Below are 24,362 nucleotides of genomic sequence, written 5' to 3'. Positions count from 1 at the left end.
CGAGACCCGGTGGCGCGTACCACACCTCACGCGTCGCCGCCGTGCCCGACGAGGGAGGAGAGCGCCGCCATGACAGACCGCGCCCCGCAGCCGGTGGACCGACAGCTGCCCACCGAGGAGTCCCGGGACCTCCTCGCGCTCGTACGAGAGATCGCGCAGCGGGAGATCCGCCCCCGAGCCGCCGAGGAGGAGGACTCCGGACGGTTCCCCCGCGAGGTCTTCACCCTGCTCTCCGAGGCGGGCCTGCTCGGCCTCCCGTACGCCGGCGAGTTCGGCGGCGGCGAGCAGCCGTACGAGGTCTACCTCCAGGTCCTGGAAGAGCTGGCCGCGGCCCGCCTGACCGTCGGCCTCGGCGTCAGCGTGCACTCCCTGGCCTGCCACGGCCTCGCCGGCTACGGCACCAAGGAGCAGCAGGGCGCCCACCTGCCCGCCATGCTCGGCGGCGGCCTGCTCGGCGCCTACTGCCTCTCGGAGCCGGCCGCCGGCTCCGACGCCGCCTCGCTCACGACCAAGGCGGTGCGCGAGGGCGACGACTGGATCATCACCGGCACCAAGGCGTGGATCACCCACGGCGGAGTCGCCGACTTCTACACCGTCCTGGCCCGCACCGGCGGCGAGGGGGCCAAGGGCATCACCGCCTTCCTGGTCCCCGGCGACGCGGAGGGCCTGACCGCCGCCGTGCCCGAGAAGAAGATGGGCATGAAGGGCTCTCCCACCGCCCAGCTGCACTTCGACGGCGTACGGGTGCCGGACGCGCGCCGCATCGGCGAGGAGGGGCAGGGCTTCACCATCGCCCTGGCCGCACTGGACGCGGGCCGGCTCGGCATCGCCGCCTGCGCCATCGGCGTCGCCCAGGCCGCGCTCGACGAGGCGCTGACCTACGCCCTGGACCGCAAGCAGTTCGGACACCCGATCGCCGACTTCCAGGGGCTGCGCTTCATGCTGGCCGACATGGCCACCAAGATCGAGGCGGGCCGGGCGCTCTACCTCGCGGCGGCGCGGCTGCGGGACGCGGGCAAGCCCTTCTCCCGGCAGGCGGCGATGGCCAAGCTGTTCTGCACCGACGCCGCCATGGCCGTCACCACGGACGCGGTCCAGGTGCTGGGCGGCTACGGCTACACCGCGGACTTCCCCGTGGAGCGCCTGATGCGGGAGGCCAAGGTGCTCCAGATCGTGGAGGGCACCAACCAGATCCAGCGCATGGTCATCGCCCGCCATCTGGCGGGTCCGGAGACGCGGTAGATGCACCTGGAGGTGCGCCCGGCCCTGATGGACGCGGAACTGAACGAACTGTTCGCCGAAGCCTGGCCGGGGCACGTGCCCGTGTCCTTCCGGCCCGTCCTGGAGCGCAGCCTGGCCTGGGTCGCCGCCCGCAGGGACGGCCGCCTGGTGGGCTACGTCAACGTGGCCTGGGACGGCGGGGTGCACGCCTTCGTCCTGGACACCACCGTGCACCCCGATGAGCGGAGGCGCGGACTGGGCGTACGGCTGGTGCGCGCGGCGGCCGGGGCGGCGCGGGAGCGCGGCGCGCGGTGGCTGCACGTGGACTACGAGCCGCACCTCGAGCCCTTCTACGCCGAGTGCGGCTTCCGCGGGACGGCGGCGGGGCTGCTGGCGCTCTGAGGGCTCAGCTCCCGAAGAGCGGCCCGTTCGGCCAGATGGGGGAGGAGGCGATCCGGGACCACTCCGGATCGCGCCGCCCCGGCACGGTCCGGCCGTCCTCGGCCCAGCGGGCGATCAGCGCACTGTAGATGGGCGGGTCGGGATACCGCTGCCGTCCCCCATGCTGAACCGATTCTTCGTAACCGGGCGGCGTCTGCCGCCGACGACGCCCCGTCCGTGGCGTGGAAGTCTCAACCGTGGTCATGCCGGGGCAACGCGACACCACACCCACGGGTAACCGCCTCGACGCCCCGGGGATCCGTTCGAGGGGTACCCGGGGGTGGGGGGCGGGGGGCCGGCTGGGCGGGGTCTATGGGGTGGGGCGGGGACGGGGACGGAAGACCGCCAGGCGGGGCCGGGTAGCTGGGTCCCGACCCCCGAAGCCACCGACCCCACATCTCGCCCCCGCCTCAGGGATCTCCGTCCCCGGCGCCGCCTTGCCGGCCGGCTCGCCCGCAGGCCGTCCCCGCCCCCGGTCCCGACCCGCGGGCAGGCCTGCCCGAGTGGGAGTAGGCCCTCCCCGGTCCCGACCCCCGCCGTCGTCCCGCCCGGCCGAAGCGCCACCCCCCACCCCACCCCCCCGACGCATCCTGCCGACCTGTCAGGTCGTGCCAGAACCCTGGCCCCGGGAGCTGTTTCTGACGTACCGTCATATCCGCCTGAGCCGCCCCGGTTCAGCCCGCGCGCCCGCGCGCGCGTTCGTGCCGACGCGCGCCCGCGCCCACGCGCTCCCGCGTCCGCGCGACGCTCGCGCCCCGTGCCCCCGCGTCCAGGAGGTTCGCCATGTCCGCCGACCGGCCCATCGGCCTTGACGAGTACCCCATCCACCAGGCCCCCCTGTCGATGAAGCACCTCGTCAGCGGGGACCGCAACGCCTACGACCGCTGCATCTTCCACGTCTTCGACCACGCGGGCCGCGCCGTCCTCATCCTCGGCCTCGGGGTCTACCCCAACGCCGGGGTCATCGACGCCTACGCCACCCTGCGCGTCGGCGACGAACTGCTCGCCGTCCGCGCCTCCGACGCCCTCACCGACGACCGGATGAACCTCTCCGTCGGCCCGCTCAGCATCACCGTCGACGTTCCGCTCAAGCAGCTCACCCTGCGCTGCGCCGCCGACCCCGACGACCCGGACGGGCTCTCGTACGACGTCACCTGGACCGCCGAGTTCCCGGCCGTGTGGGAGCCCCACCACGTCCAGCGGCGCGGCGACCGGCTCATGCTGGAGGGCCGCCGGTTCGTGCAGGCCGGCCAGGTCACCGGCACCATCCGCGCCAAGGGCGAGGACTTCACCCTCACGCCGGGGGAGTGGACCGGCACCCGCGACCGCAGTTGGGGCGTCCGGCCGATCCCCGGCGAGGACGGCGGCCGGGCCGCCGAGGAACACCGCCCCGAGGGCTTCCACTGGCTCTGGATCCCCGTCCGCTTCGCGGACCGGTTCCTCATGGTCATCGCCCAGGAGGACGCCGACGGGCACCGCACGCTGAGCGAGGCCGTCCAGGTGTTCCCCGAGGGCAGCGGCCGGCACGACGTCCAGCTCGGCTGGCCGCACACCGAGATCCGCTACCGGCCCGGCACCCGGCACCCCGAGACCGCCGTCGTCCACCTCACCGACCCGGCCCGCAAGCCCCTCGAACTCGGCGTGGAGATTCTGGGCTCCTCCCCCCTCGCCGTCGGCGCCGGCTACCCGCCCGCCACCGACTGGCAGCACGGCACCTGGCAGGGGCGCGGCTGGACCGACCGCCGCGTCTACGACCTCTCCGACCCCGCCGCCCACCCCATGGCCGCCTTCGGGGTCACCGATCACTCGGCCCGCTTCACCCTCGACGGGCAGACCGGCCACGGCATCTTCGAACACGGCAGCTTCGGCCGGCACGACCCGAGCGGCTTCGCCGACTACTCCTCCGTCGCCCCGTAGGCGCTCCGCTCCCACCAGGCAGTTCCCGTAGGAAAGGGGTACCCATGGCCACAGCACCACGTCCGCGCACCTCCACCCGCGAGCCCGAAGAGCTCGGCCGGCGCCTCGCCGCCTGGCTGGACACCCGGCTCCCCGGCGCCAAGGTCACCAACGTGTCCGTCCCCGGGTCCAACGGCATGTCCAGCGAGACCCTGCTCTTCGACATGGAGCACCCCGACGCCCCGATCCGTGCCTGCGCGCTGCGGCTCGCCGCCGATCCGGCCGCCTACACCGTCTTCCCGACGTACGACATGCCGCGCCAGCACCGCGTGATGAGCCTGGTGGCCCAGTACACGGACCTGCCCGTCCCGCGCGTGCAGTGGCTGGAGGAGGATCCGGAGCCGCTCGGCGCGCCCTTCTTCGTGATGGCCCGCGCCGAGGGCCGGGTGCCGCCCGACGTCATGCCCTACACCTACGAGGGCAACTGGCTGCACGCCGCCACCGACGCCGAGCGCGCCGGACTGCAGGAGGCGAGCATCTCCCTGCTGGCCCGGCTGCACGACCAGTTCCCCGGAAAGGAGGCGGAGTTCCTGCTCGGCGAGGGCGAGGGCACCCCCTTGCGCCGGCACGTGGACGCCCAACGCGCCTACTACTCCTGGGTGGTTGCCGGACTGGCCCCCTCCCCGCTCATCGAGCGGGCCTTCGACCGCCTGGAGGAGCTGTGGCCCGCGGACGAGGGGCAGGCGGTCCTCAACTGGGGCGACGCCCGCATCGGCAACGTCATCTACGACGGCTTCACGCCGGTGGCCGTCCTCGACTGGGAGATGGCGGCCTACGCCCCGCGCGAGGTGGACCTCGGCTGGACGGTCTACCTCCACCGGTTCTTCCAGGACCTCACGGTGGGCTTCGGACAGCCCGGCCTGCCGGACTTCCTGCGGCGCGAGGACCTGGAGCGGCGGTACGCCGAACTCACCGGCCACACCCCGCGGGACATGGAGTTCCACACCCTGTACGCCGCCCTGCGGCACGGGATCGTGATGCTGCGCATCGCCTACCGGCAGGCGCACTTCGGCGAGGTCGAGATCCCGGCGGATCCCGACAGCCTGATCCTGCACCATGCCAGCCTGGCCGCCATGGTGCAGGGAACGTACTGGTAACTGCGGAAAGGGGCCCCGACGGCGACGGCCCGTCAGGCCGCCTGCGCGTGCTGCTGTCGCGTCTGCGGCAGCTCGGGGCTCACCATGCGGACCGGACGCGAGCCCGGACCGCCGACGTGCGAGAAGGGCTGCGTCCGCCAGTCGAGGCCCTGGGGCAGGCTCAGGTGGACCACGGGCTCCAGCTCCTGCGCCTCCGCCGGCTGGAACATCCCGACGGTCGGCAGCGCGTCGGTGGCGGGCCGCCCGGTGCCCGCGCACACCGTGAGCCCGAACGGGTTCCACGGGGTCAGGCAGAGCGCGTGCTGCGGCAGGAACTCCTCGTCGGCGACGAGGGCGATCGACTGGCCGCAGTCGGGGCAGACGGCGTGGTGGATCTCGAAGCCCTCGCTGTCGTCGAGGTATTCAGTGTCTTCGAGGTAGCCGCCGTCCCCGGAATCGAGAAGTTCCAGGGGCTCCGGTTCGGTGCGACCGGCGCGCTTGGTGTTCAGCATGGATGTACTCCCCCTTGGGTGGGCCGGGCGGGCAGGTTCTTCGGCCTCGGCCACACCAAGCACTTCCCGCCGCGCGGCACGAGTAACCACAACAGCACTCCGTACGCCTGCATACCCCTGTGGCCTTGGTCACATGCCCGCCGCAGATGCCACCAGTGGGTGGACAGCGCTGGGCCTGGAGCGCCCTTGGGCCTTAGGTTGTGCGGCTATGAGCGCAATGGAGGAGCTGGACCGCCAGATCGTGGATCTGCTCGTGCGGGACGGGCGGATGAGCTACACGGATCTGGGCAAGGCCACGGGACTGTCCACATCGGCAGTCCATCAGCGAGTACGCCGGCTGGAACAGCGCGGTGTGATCCGCGGCTATGCGGCCGTGGTCGACCCCGAGGCCGTCGGCCTTCCGCTTACGGCCTTCATCTCGGTCAAGCCTTTCGACCCGAGCGCCCCGGACGACATCGCCGACCGGCTGGCGGGAGTCCCCGAGATCGAGGCCTGCCACAGCGTCGCGGGCGACGAGAACTACATCCTCAAGGTCCGCGTGGCCACCCCGCTGGAGCTGGAGGACCTCCTCGGCCGGCTCCGCGCCCTCGCGCACGTCTCGACGCGCACGACGGTGGTCCTGTCCACCCCGTACGAGGCCCGCCCGCCCCGGGTGTAGCCCCGCCGGCGTTCGAGCCGCGGGGTCCGGGGCGGAGCCCCGATCCTTGAGCCGCACCCGCGTCCGCCCCCGCCCGTCCGAGGGGCGAGACTGTTCCCCATGACAGACCGCACCGCCAACTCCGCCGACGCCGCCGGAGGCACCCGCACCGTCCTCCTCCGCGGCGGCGAGGTCCACAGCCCCGCCGACCCCTTCGCCACGGCGATGGTGGTCGAGCGCGGGCACATCGCCTGGGTCGGCTCCGAGGGCGCGGCCGACGCCTTCGCGCAGGGCGTGGACGAGGTCGTCGACCTCGACGGGGCGCTCGTCACGCCCGCATTCACCGACGCCCACGTCCACACCACCTCCGCGGGCCTCGCCCTCACCGGGCTGGACCTGACCGGAGCCCGGTCGCTGGCCGCCGCGCTGGACCTCGTACGCGCGTACGCCGCGAGCCGTCCCGCCGACCGGGTGCTCCTCGGGCACGGCTGGGACGCCGCCCGCTGGCCCGAGCGCCGCGCCCCGCGCCGCGCCGAGCTCGACGAGGCCGCCGCCGGTCGCCCGCTCTACCTCAGCCGCATCGACGTCCACTCGGCGGTGGTCACCACCGCCCTGCTCGACCTCGTCCCCGGGGTGCGGCCCGACGGCGACGAGCCGCTGACCCGCGACGACCACCACGCCGTACGCCGGGCCGCCCTCGCCGCCGTCACCCCCGCCCAGCGCGCCGAGGCGCAGCGGGCCGCCCTCGACCGGGCCGCGTCCCTCGGGATCGGCTCCGTCCACGAGTGCGGCGGGCCGGACATCTCCTCCGCCGAGGACTTCACGGCCCTGCTGGACCTGGCCGCCGAACGGCCCGGACCGCGGGTCTTCGGCTACTGGGCCGACCGGGACCTCGACCAGGCCAAGGCTCTCGGGGCGGTGGGAGCCGCCGGTGACCTGTTCGTCGACGGCGCCCTCGGTTCGCACACCGCCTGCCTGCACGCCCCGTACGCGGACGCCTCGCACACCGGCACCGGCTACCTCGACGCCCGGGCGGTCGCCGAACACGTGGCCGCCTGTACGGAGGCGGGCCTCCAGGCCGGCTTCCACGCCATCGGGGACGCCGCGATCACCGCCGTCGTGGAGGGGGTCCGGGCGGCCGCCGAGCAGGTCGGCCTGGCGCGCGTCCGGGCCGCCCGGCACCGGGTGGAGCACACCGAGATGATGACCCCGGCCACCATCGCCGCCTTCGCGGAGCTGGGCCTCACCGCCTCCGTGCAGCCCGCCTTCGACGCGGCCTGGGGCGGCGAGGACGGCATGTACGCCGACCGGCTCGGAGCCGAGCGCGCCCGCACCCTGAACCCGTACGCGGCCATGCTCAAGGCCGGTGTCCCGCTGGCCTTCGGCTCGGACGCGCCCGTCACCCCGCTCGACCCGTGGGGCACCGTCCGGGCGGCCGCCTTCCACCGGACGCCCGAGCACCGCATCTCCGTGCGGGCCGCCTTCACGGCCCACACCCGGGGCGGCTGGCGGGCGCTGGGCCGTGACGACGCGGGTGTCCTCGTCCCGGGCGCACCGGCCGATTACGCGGTCTGGCAGACCGCCGAACTGGTCGTCCAGACCCCCGACGACCGGGTCGCGCGCTGGTCCACGGACCCCCGCTCGGGCACCCCCGGGCTGCCCGACCTGACCCCCGGCGCCGAGCTTCCCGTATGCCTCGCGACGGTCGTCGGCGGGCGGGAGGTATTCGTACGCCCACAGGGGTGATCCGGCGGGCCTCGGTTCGGTGCGGGCGCCCGGACCCGGATAGGTTCGGCCGGGTCCACCACAGGACGTCCGTGCCGGACGGATCCGTCTGCTCAGCGCGCCCGCGCCTCGGGGGCGAGGGAAGGTTTCGCCGGTGGGGGCACCCCCAGCGGTCGTTGGGGGACGGTGGCCCCAGGTCGGGGCCCGGCGGTCCAGTAGACAACGGTCGTGGCGGCCCGCAGCCAGCGGGAGTCCGATCGGCCCGAAGGACCGTGGGCCCCGACCACTGTTCTAGAGTCGTTCTCTGCGACCAGACGTACAGGATGTGCAGAAGCACAAAAGGGGACTCAGTGAGCGACGGCGGACAGCGGACCTACGGACCGCTCGGAACGGCCCTGGTGATCATTCCGACCTACAACGAGGCGGAGAACATCGGGCTGATCGTCGGCCGCGTCCGGGCGGCGGTGCCCGAGGCCCACATCCTGGTCGCGGACGACAACAGCCCCGACGGCACGGGCAAGCTCGCCGACGAGCTGGCGGTGGGCGACGACCACGTCCACGTCCTGCACCGCAAGGGCAAGGAGGGGCTCGGCGCCGCCTACCTGGCGGGCTTCGTGTGGGGCCTGGAGGCCGGCTACGGCGTGATCGTGGAAATGGACGCCGACGGCTCCCACCAGCCGGAGGAGCTGCCGCGCCTGCTCACCGCGCTGGCCGGTGCGGACCTGGTGCTGGGCTCCCGCTGGGTGCCGGGCGGGCGGGTGGTCAACTGGCCCAAGAGCCGGGAGATCCTCTCGCGCGGCGGTTCCACGTACTCCCGGCTGATGCTGGACGTCCCGATCCGCGACGTGACCGGGGGCTACCGGGCCTTCCGCCGCGAGACCCTGGAGGGCCTGGGCCTGGACGAGGTGGCCTCCGCGGGCTACTGCTTCCAGGTCGACCTGGCCCGCAGGGCGGTGCAGAAGGGCTTCCGGGTGGTGGAGGTGCCCATCACCTTCGTCGAGCGTGAGTTCGGCGACAGCAAGATGAGCAAGGACATCGTGGTGGAGGCCCTGTGGCGGGTCACCCAGTGGGGCCTCAAGGCCCAGGCGGCCAAGCTGCTCCCCGGCAAGGGCCCGCACAAGGGCGACGGCAAGGGCGAAGCCAGGGGCGACGGCAAGGCCTGACCGCCGCAGCCACCCGGCCCGATGTGCCCGGCCGCCCCCTAGGGGTGGCCCGGTACCTTCGGCTGAGGCCGCTCTTACGCCGGTCCGGGCACACTGGGGGTATGACGACCGGCGTTCCCACTTCGACGGCCCCCCGGCGGCGCTCGCCCGCCCGTACCTTCCTTCCCCTGGCGGTCGCCGCCTGGCTGATCCTGGAGATCTGGCTGCTCAGCCTGGTCGCCGGCGTGGGCGGCGGGCTCACCGTGGCCGCGCTGCTCGCGGGCGGGATGGTCCTGGGCGCGGTGGTCATCAAGCGCGCCGGGCGACGTGCCTTCAAGAATCTGACCGACACCTTCCAGCAGGCCCAGCAGGGCGTTGCGCCCACCCCGCAGCAGCCGGGCCAGGGCCAGGGCAACGGCCTCACCATGCTGGCCGGCCTGCTCCTGATGATGCCGGGGCTGATCTCCGACGTGGCGGGCCTGTTCCTCCTCCTCCCGCCGGTCCGGTCCTGGATCGGCCGCCGCGCGGCCCGCTCGCTGGAGCGCAAGATGGCCTCGGCTCCCGCCGGCACCTTCGGCGACGCCTTCCAGCAGGCCCGCATCCACTACCCCGACGGCAAGGTCGTCCAGGGCGAGGTCATCCGCGAGGACCGGCCTCAGGGGCCGCAGGGCCCGGACACGGCGTACCGCCCGCCGCTGGCCCCGTAGAACGCCGCGCGGACGCGCGAGACGCCCCGCACGAAGAAGCACGAAGAACACAACAGCCGAGGGGCCCCGCCACACTGTGTGGCGGGGCCCCTCGGCTTTGAATCTCGTCCGGCTGTCAGGCGGACTTGCGGCTGTCCCGCGGATGCACGGCAATGTTCATGGCGCCGGAACGAAGGACCGCCAGCCTCTCGGCAAGCACTTCCTCCAGCTCCTCGCGGGTGCGTCGCTCCATGAGCATGTCCCAGTGCGTTCGCGCAGGCTTGCCCTTCTTCTCTTCGGGCCCGTCCCCGTCCACCAGGAGTGCCATGGCGCCGCACGCCTTGCACTCCCACTCCGGCGGAATTTCTGCCTCAACCGAGAACGGCATCTCAAATCGATGTCCGTTCTGGCATGCGTACTCCACCGCCTGGCGCGGGGCCAGATCGATGCCGCGGTCCGTCTCGTAGCTGGTAACCACGAGGCGCGTACCGCGGAGAGCTCGCTCACTCATGAATCGTGCCTCCCGGGCTTGTCGCCCACAGGACAGGTGTCGCTGTCGTCGTCATCCGGTCAACGTCCGGTCGGCGGTATAGATTCCCGCTCCGGGTCATGCGTCGCCCGTCGTGCCGCCCCTTGTTGTACCCACCAATGCCCGTTTTGTCACATCTGGCAGCAGATGTCACCCAACGTCTACACTTCTTAAGCGCGCAGTAACGGTCCGCCTGGCAGGCCAAAGGCGTACACTACCGGCCCTTTGCTTCAACGTCTAAATTCGTTCGGAATTCGTTCGCGGATCCGGGCCGGGCGCACTCGCGGATCCGCTCTCAGATCCGCTCGGGTACAGGATTGCCTGCCGCCTCCACCGCGCGCCGCACCGGCACTCGCGCCAGGAGCACGAAACCCAGTGCGAAGAAGACCACCAGCGAGATGATCGCGTCCCGGTAGCTGCCCGTGAGCTGGTACGTCAGGCCGAAGACCAGCGGCCCCACCCAGCTCAGCCCGCGGTCGCTCATCTCGTACGCCGAGAAGTACTCGGCCTCCTTGCCCGCCGGCACCAGGTGCGAGAACAGCGAGCGCGACAGCGCCTGGCTGCCGCCCAGCACCAGTCCGATCATCGCGGCGAGTGCGAAGAACCACACCGGGGTCCGGGCCGGCAGGAAGTATCCGACCGCCAGCGTCACCGCCCACGCGGCCAACGAGCCCAGGATCGTCCGCTTGGCACCGTAGATCCGGGCCAGCCGCCCCATCCCCAGCGCGCCCCCCACCGCCAGGACCTGCACCAGCAGCACCGCCCCGATCAGGGTGGACTGCTCCAGCTCCAGCTCCTCCGAGCCGTAGATGGAGGCCTGGGAGATCACCGTCTGCACGCCGTCGTTGTAGATCAGGTACGCCAGGAGGAACGACAGGGTCAGCGGGTAGCGCCGCATGTCCTTCAGCGTGGCGACGAGCTGCTTCCAGCCGCTGACGGCCGGACCCGCCCCCGGCTCCCGGACCACGGCACGGTCCCGCAGCCTGCGCAGCGGGATCAGCGCGAAGGCCCCCCACCACAGACCCGCCGAGGCCAGGCAGATCCGTACCGCCATGCCCTCGGAGAGGCCGAAGGAGTCGTGGCCCATGTAGAGCACCAGGTTGGCCACGAGCATCAGCGAGCCCGCGGTGTACCCGAAGGCCCAGCCCCGCGAGGACACGGTGTCCCGCTCGTCCGGTGTGGAGATCTGCGGCAGATAGGCGTTGTAGAGCACCATCGACACGGACAGCGCGGCATTGGCCACGATCAGCAGCAGCCCGCCCAGCAGGTAGCGCTCACCGCCCAGGAAGAACATCCCCGCCGTCGCCGCGGCCCCCGTGTAGGCGGCCACCGCGAGCATCGGCTTCTTGCGCCCGGTCCGGTCCGCGACCGCCCCCACGAGCGGCATGAGCAACACGGCCAGGATCACCGAGGCCGAGACCGCGTAGGCGAAGAAGGATCCGGCCCGCACCGGGATGCCCAGCGGGTGCACGAAGCCCTCGGCGTCGGCCGCGGCCTTGGCCACCGAGGTGAGATACGGCCCGAGGAACACGGTGAGCACGCTCGCCGAGTACACCGAGACGGCGAAGTCGTAGAAGTACCAGCCCCGCTGCTCGCGCTTGCGCGCGGCCGCCGCGGCTCTGCCGTCCTCCGCCCCCGGTTCCGCTTCGTCGGTCGTCTGCGCACTCATCGGTGCCCCCTCGCTCGTCCCCGTACCGCACGGGCCGCCGCAGCCGTGCGGCGGCCCGTGCGGGCACGTCAGGCCCAGGCGCCGCGACGGTCCAGCACCGTGCGCAAGATGTCGATCCGGTCGGTCATGATGCCATCGACACCCAGGTCGAGGAGAGCCTCCATACGTTCCGGTTCGTTCACGGTCCAGACGTGCACCTGGAGACCCCGCTCGTGCGCGGTCCGCACGAAGCGACGGTCGACCACGCGGATGCCCGCCTGGGTCTCCGGAACCTGGGCCGCCACCGCCCCCACGCGCAGCGCGGCGGGGATCGCGTACGAGCGCAGCCGTAGGCCGAGCACCCCCAGCACCCCGTACGAGGTCGCCAGCCGCGGCCCGGCGATCTTCTGGGCCCGGGCCACCCGGCTCTCGGAGAAGGAGCCCACGCAGACCCGGTCCCAGACCCCGGTCCTGGCGATCAGGTTGACCAGCGGGTGGAGCGCCGACTCGGCCTTGACGTCGATGTTCCAGCGGGCGTCCGGGAACTCCTCCAGCAGCTCCTCGAAGAGGGCGAGGGGCTCGGTGCCGCCCACCCGGGCCTCGCGGATCCGCTTCCAGGGCAGCTCGGAGATCCGGCCCTGTGCGTCGGTGACCCGGTCGAGCGTGGAGTCGTGGAAGGCGACGAGCTTCCCGTCGGCCGTGGCGTGCACATCGGTCTCGAAGTACCGGTAGCCGGCCTCGGCGGCCCGGCGGAAGGCGGCGGCGGTGTTCTCCAGTCCGTCCGCGGCTCCTCCCCGGTGTGCGAAGGGGATCGGAGCCGGGTGGTCCAGATACGGATGGCGAAGGCGTACGTGTGTCACGGCGGCAGTATCCCCCGCGCCGCGGTCCGGCGGGTGAACGGCGGACGACCGCGGCCGGCCGTCCGCAGCGGGCGCCGACGCCCCCTGGTGCGGGTGGACTGGTCCGTGACAGTCTGTGTCCCCAGACATCAATCCAATCCAGGCCCCCGACGCACCCCGTCGAGGCCAATTCGATGAAGGTGGACCGGACGCCATGGCCGAATGGACCTCAGCGGTCGGTGCCGCACAGCTGGCCCGCCTCATCACCTCCCAGCAGGACCGCGCCGCCGCGCCCGGCTCCCGCAAGCTGCCGGCGTACCGCACCCTCGCCGACGGGATCCGCCTCCTCGTCCTGGAGGGCCGCATCCCCGTCGCCGCCCGGCTCCCCGCCGAGCGGGAGCTGGCCGTCGCCCTCTCCCTCAGCCGCACCACCGTCGCCGCCGCCTACGAGGCCCTGCGCGGCGAGGGCTTCCTGGAGTCCCGCCGCGGCTCGGGCAGCTGGACCTCCGTACCCGCGGGGAACCCGCTCCCCGCCCGCGGACTGGAACCGCTGCCCCCGGAATCCCTGGGCTCCATGATCGACCTCGGCTGCGCCGCCCTGCCCGCCCCCGAGCCGTGGCTCACCAAGGCGGTCCAGGGCGCCCTGGAGGAACTGCCCCCGTACGCGCACACCCACGGGGACTACCCGGCCGGCCTGCCCGCGCTGCGCCGGATGCTCGCCGACCGCTACACCGAGCAGGGCATCCCCACGATGCCCGAGCAGATCATGGTCACCACCGGGGCGATGGGCGCCATCGACGCCATCTGCAGCCTCTTCGCGGGGCGCGGGGAGCGGATCGCCGTCGAATCCCCGTCCTACGCCAACATCCTCCAGCTCATGCGCGCCGCCGGGGTCCGCCTCGTACCCGTGGCCATGGCCGACGGGCTGGCGGGCTGGGACATGGACGTCTGGCGCCAGGTCCTGCGGGACTCCGCCCCGCGCCTCGCCTACGTCGTGGCCGACTTCCACAACCCCACCGGGGCCCTCGCCTCCGAGGACCAGCGCCGCGCGATGGTCGAGGCCGCCCGCTCCGCGGGCACCGTCCTGGTCGCCGACGAGACCATGCTGGAGCTCAAGCTGGACCCGGATCTGGAGATGCCCCGCCCGGTCTGCTCCTTCGACCCGGCCGGCAGCACGGTGATCACCGTCGGCTCCGCCAGCAAGGCCTTCTGGGCGGGCATGCGGATCGGCTGGGTCCGTGCGGCCCCCGACGTCATCCGCAGCCTGGTCGCCGCCCGCGCCTACGCCGACCTGGGCACCCCCGTGCTCGAACAGCTCGCGGTGAACTGGCTGATGCGGACCGGCGGCTGGCAGGAAGCCGTCGGGATCCGCCGCGACCAGGCCCGGGAGAACCGCGACGCGCTCGTGGCGGCGGTGCGCAGGCAGCTGCCGGACTGGGAGTTCCAGGTCCCGCAGGGCGGCCTCACCCTGTGGGCCCGCGCGGGCGGGCTCTCCGGCTCCCGGCTGGCCGAGGTGGGCGAGCGGGTCGGCGTACGGGTCCCCTCGGGCCCCCGCTTCGGCGTGGACGGGGCCTTCGAGGGCTACGTCCGCCTCCCCTTCACGGTGGGCGGCCCGGTGGCCGAGGAAGCCGCCGCCCGCCTGGCCTCGGCGGCCGCCTTGGTCGGCACGGGCGCCGCGGGCAGCACGTCGGAACCTCCGCGCACGTTCGTGGCGTAACACCGAGCCCGCCGGGGACGGGGACGGGGTGGGGTGTTGTCCGGGACGTAAAACGTGATTTGTGGCGCGAACCGAGCCCGTGCGAGCCGACTGGCACCGGGCGCCATAAATCATGAGTCCCGGACGGCACCCCACCCCGGCCCCGTCCCCGGCACAGGTGCTCAGCCCAGCCGCCGCCGGGGTCACGGCGTCTCGGCCGGTACCTCCGGAATCTCCGAGGCGTCGATGGCCGAGCCCTGCGCGGGCGGCTGCCCTTGGAGCGGCTTGGCCGGCGTGACCTGCCCGGGCCCCGGCCCCGGCCCGCCGCCCACGCCAGGCGCCAGCCGTTCCGGCAGCAGCTCCAGTACCGCCTGCCTGAACCCCGGATGCGTGGCGTCGTCGTACGGGTCCGGCGTGGCCGGCACCTGCAGCCGGTGCACCGGACCCGTCCCGAGCCGCGCGTACCCCCGCCCCGGCGGCACCAGCGCCGTCGGCGTGGTGTGCGGCGGCAGCCCCAGCACGTCGGCGATCTGCTGGATCGCGGCGGGCCCGAGGACGACCCGGGCCCGGGTGTGCTGCCAGACGGCATCGTTCAGCAGCTCCAGGTGGTCGAACTGCTCGGCCACCACCACCGTGACGTGCGCGGCCCGCCCGTGCCGCAACGGCACCTGGAGCTGGGCCAGCGGATCGGGTCCCCCCTCGGCGACCACGAGGTGCGCCAGCACGCTCGGCTGGTCCAGCAGGATCCACAGCGGGCGCCGGGTGTCCTCGGGCGCGGGCCGGCCCGCCTCGCGGGACCGATGGGTGGCGATGAGGCGCCGCTCGGTCTCCTGCGCGGCCCATTCCAGGGTGGCCAGCGCCCCGCTCGGCCCGCATTCCACGGCGAGGACGCCCTTGCGGCCGGACAGGCAGGAGTACTCGCCGCTGCCGCCGCCCTCGACGATCAGTACGTCGCCCCCGTGCCGCAGGGCCTGCAGGGCGATGGACCGCAGCAGGGTGGAGGTGCCGCTGCCGGGCTGGCCGACGGCCAGCAGGTGGGGCTCGGTGGAGCGGGGCCCGGTGCGCCAGATCACCGGCGGCACGTCCCGGGGATCGTCGCCCTCCAGCACGGGCAGGGTGCGCTGCACGCTGCCGGCGTCGGTGAAGCCGAGGACGGTCTCGCCGGGGGAGGTCACGAAAGGCTGGGCGGCGATGCCCGTCGGCAGCGCCGCCAGCACGCTCAGGTCGAGCTGGTTGCCCTCCTCGTCCCAGTCGAAGAGATACTCCCGTCCGCGCCCGGACTTGGCGTGCAGCAGTGCCTCGATCCGGGCCCGTGAGGCGGCCTCGCCATCGGTGAAGTAGGCCGGGTAGCGGATGTGGAGCCGGGTGACGCGGCCCGCCTCGTCGAACTCGTAGCCGCTGAAGGCCTTGTCCCAGTCCCCGCCGTGTGCGAAGAGGGGGTTCGGGTCCTCCGGGATGGAGAAGTACGGCACGAGGGCTTCGTAGAGGGAGCCGAGCCGTTCGGTCTCGGCCTCGCTGGGCCCGGTCTTCACCGGGGTGCGGTCGCGTCCCTGCCAGGCCGCCGCCGCCATGAGGGTGATCAGGGCGAGGAGCGGGCCGTAGGGGACGAGCGCGACCACGAGGACGCAGGCGGCTCCCAGGAACAGCGCGGGACCACGCTTGTCCTTGGGGGTTTCGGACCATTTGCGCCGCCCGGCCGAGGCCAGGATGCGCAGGCCGCGTCCGATGGTGAGGAGCGGATGGAGGACGTCCGTGGCGCTGTCGGCGGCCGTGCGAGCGAAGTCGCGGCCCCGGGACAGCGACGCGGTGCCGCTGCTGAGGATGCGGGGGAGTGGGCGCCGGGCCACGGGCGTCTCCTGGAGTTGTGGGTGCTTCGGGTACTTCGGGTGGGGCTGGGTGTGGCTGCCGCTTCGGCCGGCCTAGAGCTTGATCCCGCCGAGCAGGCTCGCGAGGCTCGCGGTGCTCGCCGTGATGCTCGGGGCGATGGCGGAGCCGGCGAGGAAGAAGCCGAAGAGCGCGCACACGAACGCGTGCGTCAGCTTCATCCCGTCCTTCTTGAAGAACAGGAAGCAGATGATGCCGAGTAGGACGACACCTGAGATGGACAGGACCATGAGAGGTTCTCCTGGTGGGTGGGGACAGTCACCATCAGTTCTTCCAGGCTCACAGGAAGTATCAATGCGACAAAAGGTGCATACGGGTGAATCCTGGAGTTTTTCACTTGACCGGCCCACCCTGACTGGCGCGTCCGGCGCGCAGGGGGTCAAGGGTGATCATTGCCGCGGCCCGGCCCGGCCATGTGCAGGTCCGGGCGCTACCCTGGCGATTCACCCGTACGGACGCAGCGCCGTGCACCCCCCTGCCCGCACGGCCTGGGGAAACTTCACGCGAGCAGCGAGTGAGAGGCGGTACGAACGATGAGCGAGCACACCGAGGGCGGCTCCGGTTCCCAGGACGTCCCCGACGAGGACGTCATCGAACTGGCCACCAAGATCTTCGACCTGGCCCGCCAGGGCGAGACCGAGACGCTCACCGCGTACCTCGACGCCGGGGTCCCGGCGAACCTCACCAACGACCGCGGCGACACCCTGGTCATGCTGGCGGCCTACCACGGCCACGCCGCCACCGTCTCGGCCCTGCTGGCCCGCGGCGCCGAGGCCGACCGCGCCAACGACCGCGGACAGACCCCGCTGGCCGGCGCCGTCTTCAAGGGCGAGGAGGCCGTGATCCGCGCGCTGCTCGTCGGCGGGGCCGATCCGAACGCCGGAACCCCCTCCGCCGTGGACACGGCGCGCATGTTCGCCAAGGCCGACCTGCTGGAGCTTTTCGGAGCCAACTAGTCCGCTTTCGCCTGCGATCTGGCCGTGCGCGGCCGGTTCCCGACCTCACAGGTTGGTCACGGCGGCCGTAAATGTGGTCGCGGTGCACAAACCGGCTGGGTCATCATGGCGTCGGATTCGATTCGCGAGCACGGGGGGCGGGCCGGAGCGGGTAGGACACGAAGGGTGTCCCTGTCCGGCCCGGCCACCATGGTCACGAAGAACTGACGAGAGTGAGAAGGCAATGGTCTACATCGAGCGGAACATGACGGCGGACGTCCTCACATGCTGTTACGCGGCCCTGTGAATCCCGATTCCCGGTTGCGTCCCCAGCTTGATTTGAGGCCATTCCCATGTTCGAACCAGTCATAGCACCGAGCGGTACCCTGCTCGGGCTCCTCCAGCGCGGCCGCGGCGACGGCACGCTGCACGCACTCGCGGCACCCAGGGCGGAGGCCGTCGCGGCCCTCAACCAGTGCGTGCTCCGCGATCCGCGCCAGGACTGGCAGGTCGAGAACCGCTCCTTGTACTACGCCCGGCTCTACCTGGACCTCAACGGTCCCCTGGGCGAGATCGAGAACCACCTCTTCAGCGCCGACGACCTCGTCGACGACGAGGACCACCGCACGGGCCTCGCCCTGTCCGTCCTGGGCCACCTCGCCTCGTACGGCCGCGACGACGCGCTCATGCTGCTGCGCCGCTACGCCGCCTCCGGCGCGAACTGGGCCTGGGCCCTGGACGAGCTCGCCCTGCGCGACGACGACGAAGGACTGCGCTCCCTGGGCGCGTCCGTCATCGCCCGCTTCCCCGCCACGGCGGAGGGCGAGGCGCGGCTGGCCGCCGCCGTCCGCGACGCCTACGAGCCCCGGCCCTGGTGCCTGTGGGAGGAGTCACCCGTGTACGGGGAGCGCCTGCGCGCCGCCCGTCAGCAGGGCTCCTTCGACCGCTGGCAGCGCCAGCTCACGCCGAGCGGCCCCCGCCCCGGCTGGGGCGTCCAGGCCGTCTTCGACTGGGCCGCCGACGGGCTGCGCCGCGGCACCCCGCTGCACGTGCCCGCCGCCCGCTGCCTCGCCGCCGTGGCCGCGCCGGAGGACCGTCCCGCGATCCTCGCGGCCGCCGCCGGCGCCTCCGGTGACGCCGCCCGCGCCACCGCCCTGCACCACCTGGTCCTCGCCGAACCGGACAACCCGGCCGTCCTGGACCTCATCGAAGCCGCCGCCGACGAGCCCGCCGTGGCCGCCTACGAGCGCATGTGCGGCCCCGAGGCCGTCGAACGGGCCCGCCGCTGGATCCACCGCCCCGACGCCCTGGGCGCGGCCGCCGCGGCCATCCTCGCCTCCCGGGGCGGAGCCGAGGACGCCGGCCTGGTCCTGGGGGCCCTGCGCTCCACCGTCCGCGGCGAGGGCCCGGACACCCGCCGGCTCTACGCCCTGGTGGACGGAGCGGGCCGCCTCGCGATCGGCTGCGCCGCCCCGGTGCTCCGCCACATCTACCGCGAGACGGCCTCGTCCCACCTGCGCGGCCGGGCCGCACGCGCCCTGGCCAGCACCGACCCCTCCTTCGCGGCGGGCTTCGCCGTCGAATGCCTGTGGGACTGCGAGGAGACCACCCGCGAGGTGGCGGCCCGCCACGCCGAGACCGCCGACGCGCGGGTGGCGCCCCGGCTGCGCCGGCTGGCGGCGGACCCCGCGGAGGAAGAGGACGTGCAGTCGGCCGTACGCAGCCGCATCGCCCCGGAATCGGCCGTGTAGCCGCGTAGCCGCCCAGGGGCCACCGCCCCCTCCGGAACGCACCGCGCCCCCGGTCCGAAGAACGGACCGGGGGCGCGCTGTCGGTTGCGGACCGGCGGCTACGGCTTGCGCGGACGCGGAGCGCTCGGCGAGGGGCTCGGCGTGGCGGAACCGCCCGTCCGGGCCTCCTTCTCCCGCTCCTCCTGCGAGACCCGCTGCTTGTCCTTGAGCAGCGCGGCCTCCTCCGGGCTCAGGGTCCGCTTGGGGGCCTCGGCGGGGTCGGCGTAGACGGGCACACAGGACGGCACCTTCGACGTCTCGACGGCTCCGAAGCCGACCGGATGCACGTCCGAGGCGTCCACGGGCGTGCTCACCACCAGGGTGTGGCCCGGCGGCACCGTCTTCGGGGTGATCATCATCTGCGCGGACTCGTCCTGGGCGCCGGCGAACACGCCCCCGCCCTCCCCGGGAGTGAGCCCCTGCGGGTAGGCCACGCTCGACGGGCACTGCTCCGACGGCTTGCGCGGCACCACCGCCACCGTGATCCCCAGCTCCCGCAGCTCCCGGACCGTTCCGGCGACCCCGTCCGGGTGGTAGATGTGCACCGAGATCGTGCCGTCGTCGTTCCGGGACACGGCGTAGGCGGGCGACGTACCGCCGCCGTCGCCGAGCACCGGCAGGGCCACCAGCCCCGCGACCGCCGCCGCCACCGCGCCGAGGGCGAGCGGCATCCGGTAGCGCCTGGCCGGCGACCGGACCGGGGCGGCCGCGGGCGGCTGCTCCGCGGCGATCGCCATCAGCTCGGCCTTGAGCCGCTCCTCGAACGCGCTGGGCCTGCTGCTCATCGGGCTACCTCCAGGTGCGGGTCCCGGGCGGGACGCGGGGCGGGGTCGGCGGCGCGCAGGGCACGCCGGGCGCGGTGCAGGCGGACGCGGACCGTCGTCGTGGTGACGCCCAGGGCCTGCGCGGCCTCCGCCGGGGTGAGGCCGTCGACGACGACCAGGTCGAGGGCCGCGCGCAGCGGCTCTGACAGGGCGGCATGGCGCTCGGCGACGGCCCGGAAGGCCCGCTCGGCGTCGATCCGCTCCTCCAGCGCGGCGACGTCCCCGTCGTCGAGGAGCCGGCGGCCGCTGAGCCGGGCCAGGGCGCCGCTCTCGCGGGCCAGGCCGCGGGCGTGCCCCGACAGGACGTTGCGGGCGATCCCGAACAGCCAGGCGACCGGCACGCCCCGGTCCCGCCGGTAGCCGGCCGCCGAGCCCATGGCCGCGAGGAAGACGTCCGCCGTCAGGTCCGCCGCCAGGTGCGGGTCGGCGACCCGGCGGGTGACGAAGCCGAGGACGGCGTCGACGTGTTCCTCGTAGAACCTGCCGAACCCCTCGGGCGTGGTGAGATCCGGTGGCCCGGCCTTCCGTGGTGGGTTGCGCACCCGGTTCCTCCCCTGTGTGCGGGGCCCCGGTGACCCCGTTCACCCGTACTTGGCGCCCGGCGCGCGAAACGTTTCATCGGCCGCGGAGCCGAGCCCCGCGGGTCGCGGTTCCGCGGGCCGTCACCGGCTCCGCACGAACCGGACCGGGACCCCCGGCCGGGCCTGCGCCGCCGCGTCCAGGGCCGGGCCCGGCGGGACCACCCCCACCACCGGGTAGCCGCCCGTCACCGGGTGGTCGGCCAGGAACACCACCGGCAGGCCGTCGGGCGGGACCTGGACGGCGCCCAGCACCATGCCCTCGCTCGGCAGTTCGCCCGCCCGGCCGCGGACCAGCGGGGCGCCCGCCTCCGTGCGCAGGCCGATGCGGTTGGACATCGCCGAGACCCGGAACGCCGCACGCCACAGCCCGGCGAGCGAAGCCTGCGTGAACCAGTCCGCCCGCGGGCCGAGCCGCAGCGGGAGGAGCAGTTCCGAAGGCGCCCCGGGCAGCCCGCAGGCGTCCGCCCCGGGGGCCGGATCCGGACCGGCGGGGCCCACCGGCAGCAGCATCCCGGCCGACAGGACGGGCGGGCCCAGGCCGGACAGCAGGTCCGTCGAGCGACTGCCCAGGACCGGCGGGACGCCGAGGCCTCCCCACACCGCGACGTAGCCGCGCAGCCCCGACTCCGCCCGGCCCACCTCAAGCTCCGCCCCGGCCGGCAGCCTGACCGCGGCTCCCCAGGCCACCGGGCGGCCGGACACCCGTACGGAACAGGGCGCGCCCGTGACCGCCACGGTGACCGGAGCCAGGGCCCGGAGCCCGACCCCGTCGAAGGTCGTCTCCAGCGCCGCCGCGTCCGGGGCGTTGCCGAGCAGCCTGTTGGCCAGCGCGTACGCCGCCGTGTCGAGGGCTCCCGAGCGGGGGACCCCGAGGTGCGCGTATCCGGGGCGGCCGCGGTCCTGGACCGTGGTCAGCGCCCCCGGGCGGACCACCTCCAGCGACGCGCCGGTCGTCGGCCCGGTCACAGGCGCGGTCATCGGCCCGGTCATCGGCCCGCCTCCGTGAACCGCACCCGGACCCCCGGCGCGAACAGCGCCGCCGGTTCCCGGTCCGGGTCCCAGAGCACGGCGTCCGTGGACCCGATCAGCTGCCAGCCGCCGGGGGAGGAGCGCGGGTACACCCCCGCGTACTCGCCCGCCAGGGCCAGCGAGCCCGCCGGGACGGCCGTACGGGGCGTGGCGCGGCGGGGGAGGTGGAAGCGCTCCGGGAGCCCGGTCAGGTAGCCGAAGCCGGGGGCGAACCCGCAGAAGGCCACCCGGAAGACGGTGTCGCCGACGACGGCCGGGACCTCCTCGGGGGCCACGCCCCACAGCCGGGCCACCTCCGCCAGGTCCGGGCCGTCGTAGCGCACCGGGACGGTCACCAGCGGACCCTGCGTCTCCTGGAGCGGGGGCACCTCCCACCGCGCGATCCGGGCGCCGAGCGCGGCGGGGTCGCGGACGCCGTCGAGCAGCACGGTCCGGGCCGCGGGCACCAGGTCCCGTACGGCGCCCAGCTCGCCCGCGTCCCGGCGGCGCAGCAGTTCGGCGTGGAGCGCGGCCACTTCGGCGGCCGAGTCCAGTTCGACGAGCAGCGCCTCGCCGCCCACCACCAGGGTCCTCACGCGAAGGCCTCCACCCGCACCCCGGCCGCGCCCAGCGCCGCCCGCACCCGGCCCGCGAGATCCGCGGCGCCCGGGGTGTCCCCGTGCAGGCACAGCGAGCGTGCGGCCACCGCCACCCGGGAGCCGTCGGCCGCCGTCACCTCGCCCCGCGCGGCCATCCCGACCGCCCGCGCGACCACCGCGTCCGGGTCGTGCACCACCGCGCCCGGTTCGCCGCGCGGCACCAGCGTTCCGGCGGGCGTGTAGGCCCGGTCGGCGAAGGCCTCCGCGACGGGGGCCAGCCCGGCCTCCTCGGCGGCGGCGAGCAGCAGCGACCCGGGCAGCCCCAGCACCGGCAGGCCTCCGGTGGCACCGGCCCCGGCCGCGAGGCGGACGCCCGCGACGACCGCGGCGGCCTGGTCGGCGTCGTGCACGGTGCGGTTGTACAGCGCGCCGTGCGGTTTCACATAGGACACGCGGGAGCCGGCCGCGCGCGCGAAGACCTCCAGCGCCCCGATCTGGTAGGCCACCTCGGCCGCCAGCTCCCCGGCCGGCACGTCCATCGAGCGCCGCCCGAAGCCGGCCAGGTCGCGGTAGGAGACCTGAGCACCGATCCGTACGCCGCGCTCGGCCGCCAGCTCACAGACCCGGCGCATGATGGACGGGTCCCCGGCGTGGAAGCCGCAGGCGACGTTGGCGCTCGTCACCACGGACAGCAGCGCCTCGTCGTCGGTGAGCGTCCAGCGGCCGAAGCCCTCGCCGAGGTCGGCGTTGAGGTCGATCACCGGGGTGGGTGCGATCATGGAAGCCATGCGGCGAGCGTAGAACAGGCCACCCGCGACGAAGGCGGGGACGATCCGGCCGAACCATGCCGTTTGGGATGTTGTCAGGGTCAGCGCCTAGTCTTTGTCCGTGACTCTCCCTGCCCCGGCGAAGACCCTTCCGTCCCCGGCGCCGGGCCCGGCCGCCGACGAGGGCCTGGCCCGGCGGCTGCGCGCCCTCGCCTGCACCGCCCCGCTGCACGACCTCGACGTACGCAAGGCCAATCTGGCGGGCGAGTACGGGGTCTACGCGATGGCGGAGGTCGCGCTGGCCGCGATCGACCTGGTCACGCTCAACATGGACTTCGACACGGGCGCCGACCACGAGCAGATAGTGGCCAGGCTGCTGCCGCGCGTCGCCGCCCAGGCCCCGGCCCGGCCCGCGGCCGAGCACGAGCGGGTGGCCCGCTGGGTGCTGGAGAACCTGATCAACGTGGGCAGCGTGGACCGCGGATTCCGCGCGATCTACGGCACGTTCGGCCCGGACGGCGTCTACGTCCGGCGAGACTACGACTTCAAGCTGATCGAAGAGGTGCCGGGGTACGGCGGCGCGGTGTACCTGCGCACGACCGACGAGGCCGTCAACGTCCTGGTCGGCGCCCTCGACACGGACGTGACCAGCGCGCAGATCGCGGCCGAGGTGAAGCTGGAGGTCCTGATCAGCCGGGGCCGGCTGGCCGACGCCCAGCTCGCCGCGGAACAGGCCCGCTACCGCACGGTCCAGTACGCCGAGACCCTGCGGCGGACGCTGGACGCGACCCGCCGCAACGTCCGGGCGGTGGACTGGCTCCAGGCCGTCCCCGACATGATCGCGGAGGCCCTCGATCACGTCGCCGACCGCTACCGGCACGAGAACGCGATCCTGACGAACATCCGCAAGGCGCGCGACGAGGCGGAGGAGCCGGAGAGCAAGCGGCGCGCCGCCGAACTGGTCGACATCGTCAAGGACTGCATCCGCCGCCACACCCAGCTCCAGTCCCGGCTCCTGGACGCCGGCCCGCTCTTCCGCGCCGAACAGGACCGCCAGGCCTTCGCCGCGCCCGCGCCGCGCTCGGGCATCGACCTCTACGGGCAGCTCGTGGCGCCCCTGCTGCCGCTGCCGGTCGCCCAGGCCCGCCGGGTCACGGACGCCTTCTTCGCGGCCGGCACGGGCCTGCGCACCCCCGTCTCGGTGCGCGTCGCCGACCTGGTGGACATCCTGCTCACCCCGCCGGTGGAGCGGGAGCACCTCGGCGTGGAGATGCCGGAGCCCGACCTGATCGCCACCCCGGACGACAGCCGCTTCAGCGAGGAGCAGCTCGCCGCCGCGATGGAGCTCCTGGACCTTCCGCACGACGCCCCGCGCCGGCTGTCCGGCCTGCTGGCGCAGGCCCGCCGCGGCGACCCGGACCTGCCGTACCTGGTGGCCCTGCTCGCCGTCCACGCGGCGAGCCCGGCCGTCGGCACGGCCTACCGCCAGGGCGAGGAGCGGCTGCTCTTCGCGGTGGACGACGGCACCCAGCTCGACGACCCGGAGTTCGGCGGCGCCGACCTGATCGTCGGCACCGCCCTCCTCGACGCGGCCGGCATGGCCGCGGACCGCGCGGAGGCGGCATGACCGCCGCTGCCGCTGCCCTGGCCGGGCCGAACCCAGCCTCGCCTGGGCCGAACCCTTCCCTGGCCGGGCTGAACCCAGCGCTGGCCGGGCCGAACCCAGCCTCGCCGGAGCCAAACCCAGCCTCGCCGGCGTTTGAGGCGCGGGGTCTGGGGCGGAGCCCCAGGAAACCCGGCTCCGCCGGGCATCGGGCTCTGCCCGGACCCGCGCCTCAAACTCCCCCAGCTACCGTTGGGAGGGAC

The 24,362-nt window shown here is 73.9% G+C and carries 23 protein-coding genes; 12 read left to right on the top strand and 11 right to left on the bottom strand.

Annotation, left to right across the window (positions count from 1 at the left end; translation table 11 throughout):
- Positions 1-69 precede the first annotated feature (69 nt).
- The 4 genes from ACFWBN_RS32760 (at position 70) to ACFWBN_RS32745 (ending at position 4,715) form a co-directional block, all read left to right on the top strand.
- On the top strand, positions 70-1,242 hold the full coding sequence (locus ACFWBN_RS32760) for an acyl-CoA dehydrogenase family protein (protein WP_385183032.1): 1,173 nt from the start codon (positions 70-72) through the stop codon (positions 1,240-1,242).
- The gene (locus ACFWBN_RS32755) at positions 1,243-1,623 is read left to right on the top strand and encodes a GNAT family N-acetyltransferase (RefSeq protein WP_385183029.1); all 381 of its coding nucleotides are present in this window, start codon (positions 1,243-1,245) and stop codon (positions 1,621-1,623) included.
- Positions 1,624-2,445: 822 nt separating this feature from the next.
- Positions 2,446-3,579, top strand: a complete 1,134-nt coding sequence (locus ACFWBN_RS32750) for a hypothetical protein (RefSeq protein ID WP_385183026.1) — start codon at positions 2,446-2,448, stop codon at positions 3,577-3,579.
- Between the two features lie 44 nt (positions 3,580-3,623).
- Positions 3,624-4,715, top strand: a complete 1,092-nt coding sequence (locus tag ACFWBN_RS32745; RefSeq protein ID WP_385183023.1) for a phosphotransferase family protein — start codon at positions 3,624-3,626, stop codon at positions 4,713-4,715.
- A 32-nt stretch (positions 4,716-4,747) separates the two neighbouring features.
- Here ACFWBN_RS32745 and ACFWBN_RS32740 read toward each other — a convergent pair whose 3' ends face one another.
- Complete coding sequence (locus ACFWBN_RS32740) at positions 4,748-5,206, bottom strand: hypothetical protein (protein WP_385183021.1); 459 nt, start codon at positions 5,204-5,206, stop codon at positions 4,748-4,750.
- Between the two features lie 217 nt (positions 5,207-5,423).
- Here ACFWBN_RS32740 and ACFWBN_RS32735 point away from each other — a divergent pair, with 217 nt between their 5' ends.
- From ACFWBN_RS32735 to fxsA, 4 genes are all read left to right on the top strand, one after another.
- On the top strand, positions 5,424-5,864 hold the full coding sequence (locus ACFWBN_RS32735; RefSeq protein WP_030011705.1) for an Lrp/AsnC family transcriptional regulator: 441 nt from the start codon (positions 5,424-5,426) through the stop codon (positions 5,862-5,864).
- Positions 5,865-5,963: 99 nt separating this feature from the next.
- Positions 5,964-7,589, top strand: coding sequence for an amidohydrolase (locus ACFWBN_RS32730; RefSeq protein WP_385183018.1), 1,626 nt, complete (start codon positions 5,964-5,966; stop codon positions 7,587-7,589).
- Positions 7,590-7,891: 302 nt separating this feature from the next.
- Entirely contained in the window at positions 7,892-8,731 is an 840-nt protein-coding gene (locus tag ACFWBN_RS32725) for a polyprenol monophosphomannose synthase (RefSeq protein ID WP_385183015.1), read from the top strand.
- 101 nt (positions 8,732-8,832) lie between these two features.
- On the top strand, positions 8,833-9,417 hold the full coding sequence (gene fxsA / locus ACFWBN_RS32720) for an FxsA family membrane protein (RefSeq protein ID WP_385183013.1): 585 nt from the start codon (positions 8,833-8,835) through the stop codon (positions 9,415-9,417).
- Between the two features lie 115 nt (positions 9,418-9,532).
- On the opposite strand, the gene ACFWBN_RS32715 is transcribed toward fxsA, so the two are convergent.
- From ACFWBN_RS32715 to ACFWBN_RS32705, 3 genes are all read right to left on the bottom strand, one after another.
- Entirely contained in the window at positions 9,533-9,907 is a 375-nt protein-coding gene (locus ACFWBN_RS32715) for an RNA polymerase-binding protein RbpA (RefSeq protein ID WP_007262928.1), read from the bottom strand.
- Positions 9,908-10,220: 313 nt separating this feature from the next.
- Positions 10,221-11,594 carry an MFS transporter gene (locus ACFWBN_RS32710; protein ID WP_385183010.1) on the bottom strand — a complete coding sequence of 458 codons (1,374 nt, stop codon included), beginning with the start codon at positions 11,592-11,594 and terminating at the stop codon, positions 10,221-10,223.
- A 68-nt stretch (positions 11,595-11,662) separates the two neighbouring features.
- Positions 11,663-12,433 carry a glycerophosphodiester phosphodiesterase family protein gene (locus ACFWBN_RS32705; RefSeq protein WP_385183007.1) on the bottom strand — a complete coding sequence of 257 codons (771 nt, stop codon included), beginning with the start codon at positions 12,431-12,433 and terminating at the stop codon, positions 11,663-11,665.
- Positions 12,434-12,626: 193 nt separating this feature from the next.
- On the opposite strand from ACFWBN_RS32705, the gene ACFWBN_RS32700 reads away from it, so the two are divergent.
- Positions 12,627-14,129 carry a PLP-dependent aminotransferase family protein gene (locus ACFWBN_RS32700; RefSeq protein ID WP_385183004.1) on the top strand — a complete coding sequence of 501 codons (1,503 nt, stop codon included), beginning with the start codon at positions 12,627-12,629 and terminating at the stop codon, positions 14,127-14,129.
- A gap of 182 nt (positions 14,130-14,311) precedes the next feature.
- Here ACFWBN_RS32700 and ACFWBN_RS32695 read toward each other — a convergent pair whose 3' ends face one another.
- A complete protein-coding gene (locus ACFWBN_RS32695) occupies positions 14,312-15,955 on the bottom strand; it encodes a hypothetical protein (RefSeq protein ID WP_385183002.1) in 1,644 nt (547 codons plus the stop codon).
- Between the two features lie 72 nt (positions 15,956-16,027).
- Positions 16,028-16,222: a hypothetical protein gene (locus ACFWBN_RS32690; RefSeq protein WP_007262923.1), complete on the bottom strand. Its 195-nt coding sequence runs from the start codon at positions 16,220-16,222 to the stop codon at positions 16,028-16,030.
- 303 nt (positions 16,223-16,525) lie between these two features.
- Here ACFWBN_RS32690 and ACFWBN_RS32685 point away from each other — a divergent pair, with 303 nt between their 5' ends.
- Complete coding sequence (locus tag ACFWBN_RS32685; RefSeq protein WP_385182999.1) at positions 16,526-16,948, top strand: ankyrin repeat domain-containing protein; 423 nt, start codon at positions 16,526-16,528, stop codon at positions 16,946-16,948.
- A 332-nt stretch (positions 16,949-17,280) separates the two neighbouring features.
- The gene (locus ACFWBN_RS32680) at positions 17,281-18,678 is read left to right on the top strand and encodes a HEAT repeat domain-containing protein (RefSeq protein WP_385182996.1); all 1,398 of its coding nucleotides are present in this window, start codon (positions 17,281-17,283) and stop codon (positions 18,676-18,678) included.
- A 98-nt stretch (positions 18,679-18,776) separates the two neighbouring features.
- On the opposite strand, the gene ACFWBN_RS32675 is transcribed toward ACFWBN_RS32680, so the two are convergent.
- The 5 genes from ACFWBN_RS32675 to ACFWBN_RS32655 all read right to left on the bottom strand — a co-directional run bounded on the left by ACFWBN_RS32675 (position 18,777) and on the right by ACFWBN_RS32655 (position 22,517).
- Positions 18,777-19,502, bottom strand: coding sequence for a hypothetical protein (locus tag ACFWBN_RS32675; protein WP_385182994.1), 726 nt, complete (start codon positions 19,500-19,502; stop codon positions 18,777-18,779).
- Positions 19,499-20,083 carry an RNA polymerase sigma factor gene (locus ACFWBN_RS32670; protein WP_385182991.1) on the bottom strand — a complete coding sequence of 195 codons (585 nt, stop codon included), beginning with the start codon at positions 20,081-20,083 and terminating at the stop codon, positions 19,499-19,501. Before ACFWBN_RS32670 ends, ACFWBN_RS32675 begins: the two co-directional genes overlap by 4 nt.
- 120 nt (positions 20,084-20,203) lie before the next feature.
- On the bottom strand, positions 20,204-21,100 hold the full coding sequence (locus ACFWBN_RS32665) for a biotin-dependent carboxyltransferase family protein (RefSeq protein ID WP_385182988.1): 897 nt from the start codon (positions 21,098-21,100) through the stop codon (positions 20,204-20,206).
- A gap of 8 nt (positions 21,101-21,108) precedes the next feature.
- Positions 21,109-21,726, bottom strand: coding sequence for an allophanate hydrolase subunit 1 (locus tag ACFWBN_RS32660; protein ID WP_385182985.1), 618 nt, complete (start codon positions 21,724-21,726; stop codon positions 21,109-21,111).
- Positions 21,723-22,517: a LamB/YcsF family protein gene (locus tag ACFWBN_RS32655; protein ID WP_385182982.1), complete on the bottom strand. Its 795-nt coding sequence runs from the start codon at positions 22,515-22,517 to the stop codon at positions 21,723-21,725. Before ACFWBN_RS32655 ends, ACFWBN_RS32660 begins: the two co-directional genes overlap by 4 nt.
- A 100-nt stretch (positions 22,518-22,617) precedes the next feature.
- Here ACFWBN_RS32655 and ACFWBN_RS32650 point away from each other — a divergent pair, with 100 nt between their 5' ends.
- Positions 22,618-24,123, top strand: a complete 1,506-nt coding sequence (locus ACFWBN_RS32650; RefSeq protein ID WP_385182979.1) for a hypothetical protein — start codon at positions 22,618-22,620, stop codon at positions 24,121-24,123.
- Positions 24,124-24,362 lie beyond the last annotated feature (239 nt).

The organism is Streptomyces sp. NPDC059989 (assembly GCF_042736975.1).
Lineage (GTDB): Bacteria > Actinomycetota > Actinomycetes > Streptomycetales > Streptomycetaceae > Streptomyces.
The sequence above is the reverse complement of the archived record's forward strand: the minus strand, read 5'-3'. Positions and strand labels throughout refer to the sequence as shown.

Coding starts and splice junctions, on each gene's coding strand:
- ACFWBN_RS32760 (WP_385183032.1), top strand. CDS start 70: ATGACAGACCGCGCCCCGCAGCCGGTGGACCGACAGCTGCCCACCGAG.
- ACFWBN_RS32755 (WP_385183029.1), top strand. CDS start 1,243: ATGCACCTGGAGGTGCGCCCGGCCCTGATGGACGCGGAACTGAACGAA.
- ACFWBN_RS32750 (WP_385183026.1), top strand. CDS start 2,446: ATGTCCGCCGACCGGCCCATCGGCCTTGACGAGTACCCCATCCACCAG.
- ACFWBN_RS32745 (WP_385183023.1), top strand. CDS start 3,624: ATGGCCACAGCACCACGTCCGCGCACCTCCACCCGCGAGCCCGAAGAG.
- ACFWBN_RS32740 (WP_385183021.1), bottom strand. CDS start 5,206: ATGCTGAACACCAAGCGCGCCGGTCGCACCGAACCGGAGCCCCTGGAA.
- ACFWBN_RS32735 (WP_030011705.1), top strand. CDS start 5,424: ATGGAGGAGCTGGACCGCCAGATCGTGGATCTGCTCGTGCGGGACGGG.
- ACFWBN_RS32730 (WP_385183018.1), top strand. CDS start 5,964: ATGACAGACCGCACCGCCAACTCCGCCGACGCCGCCGGAGGCACCCGC.
- ACFWBN_RS32725 (WP_385183015.1), top strand. CDS start 7,892: ATGTGCAGAAGCACAAAAGGGGACTCAGTGAGCGACGGCGGACAGCGG.
- fxsA (WP_385183013.1), top strand. CDS start 8,833: ATGACGACCGGCGTTCCCACTTCGACGGCCCCCCGGCGGCGCTCGCCC.
- ACFWBN_RS32715 (WP_007262928.1), bottom strand. CDS start 9,907: ATGAGTGAGCGAGCTCTCCGCGGTACGCGCCTCGTGGTTACCAGCTAC.
- ACFWBN_RS32710 (WP_385183010.1), bottom strand. CDS start 11,594: ATGAGTGCGCAGACGACCGACGAAGCGGAACCGGGGGCGGAGGACGGC.
- ACFWBN_RS32700 (WP_385183004.1), top strand. CDS start 12,627: ATGGCCGAATGGACCTCAGCGGTCGGTGCCGCACAGCTGGCCCGCCTC.
- ACFWBN_RS32690 (WP_007262923.1), bottom strand. CDS start 16,222: ATGGTCCTGTCCATCTCAGGTGTCGTCCTACTCGGCATCATCTGCTTC.
- ACFWBN_RS32685 (WP_385182999.1), top strand. CDS start 16,526: ATGAGCGAGCACACCGAGGGCGGCTCCGGTTCCCAGGACGTCCCCGAC.
- ACFWBN_RS32680 (WP_385182996.1), top strand. CDS start 17,281: ATGTTCGAACCAGTCATAGCACCGAGCGGTACCCTGCTCGGGCTCCTC.
- ACFWBN_RS32675 (WP_385182994.1), bottom strand. CDS start 19,502: ATGAGCAGCAGGCCCAGCGCGTTCGAGGAGCGGCTCAAGGCCGAGCTG.
- ACFWBN_RS32665 (WP_385182988.1), bottom strand. CDS start 21,100: ATGACCGCGCCTGTGACCGGGCCGACGACCGGCGCGTCGCTGGAGGTG.
- ACFWBN_RS32655 (WP_385182982.1), bottom strand. CDS start 22,517: ATGGCTTCCATGATCGCACCCACCCCGGTGATCGACCTCAACGCCGAC.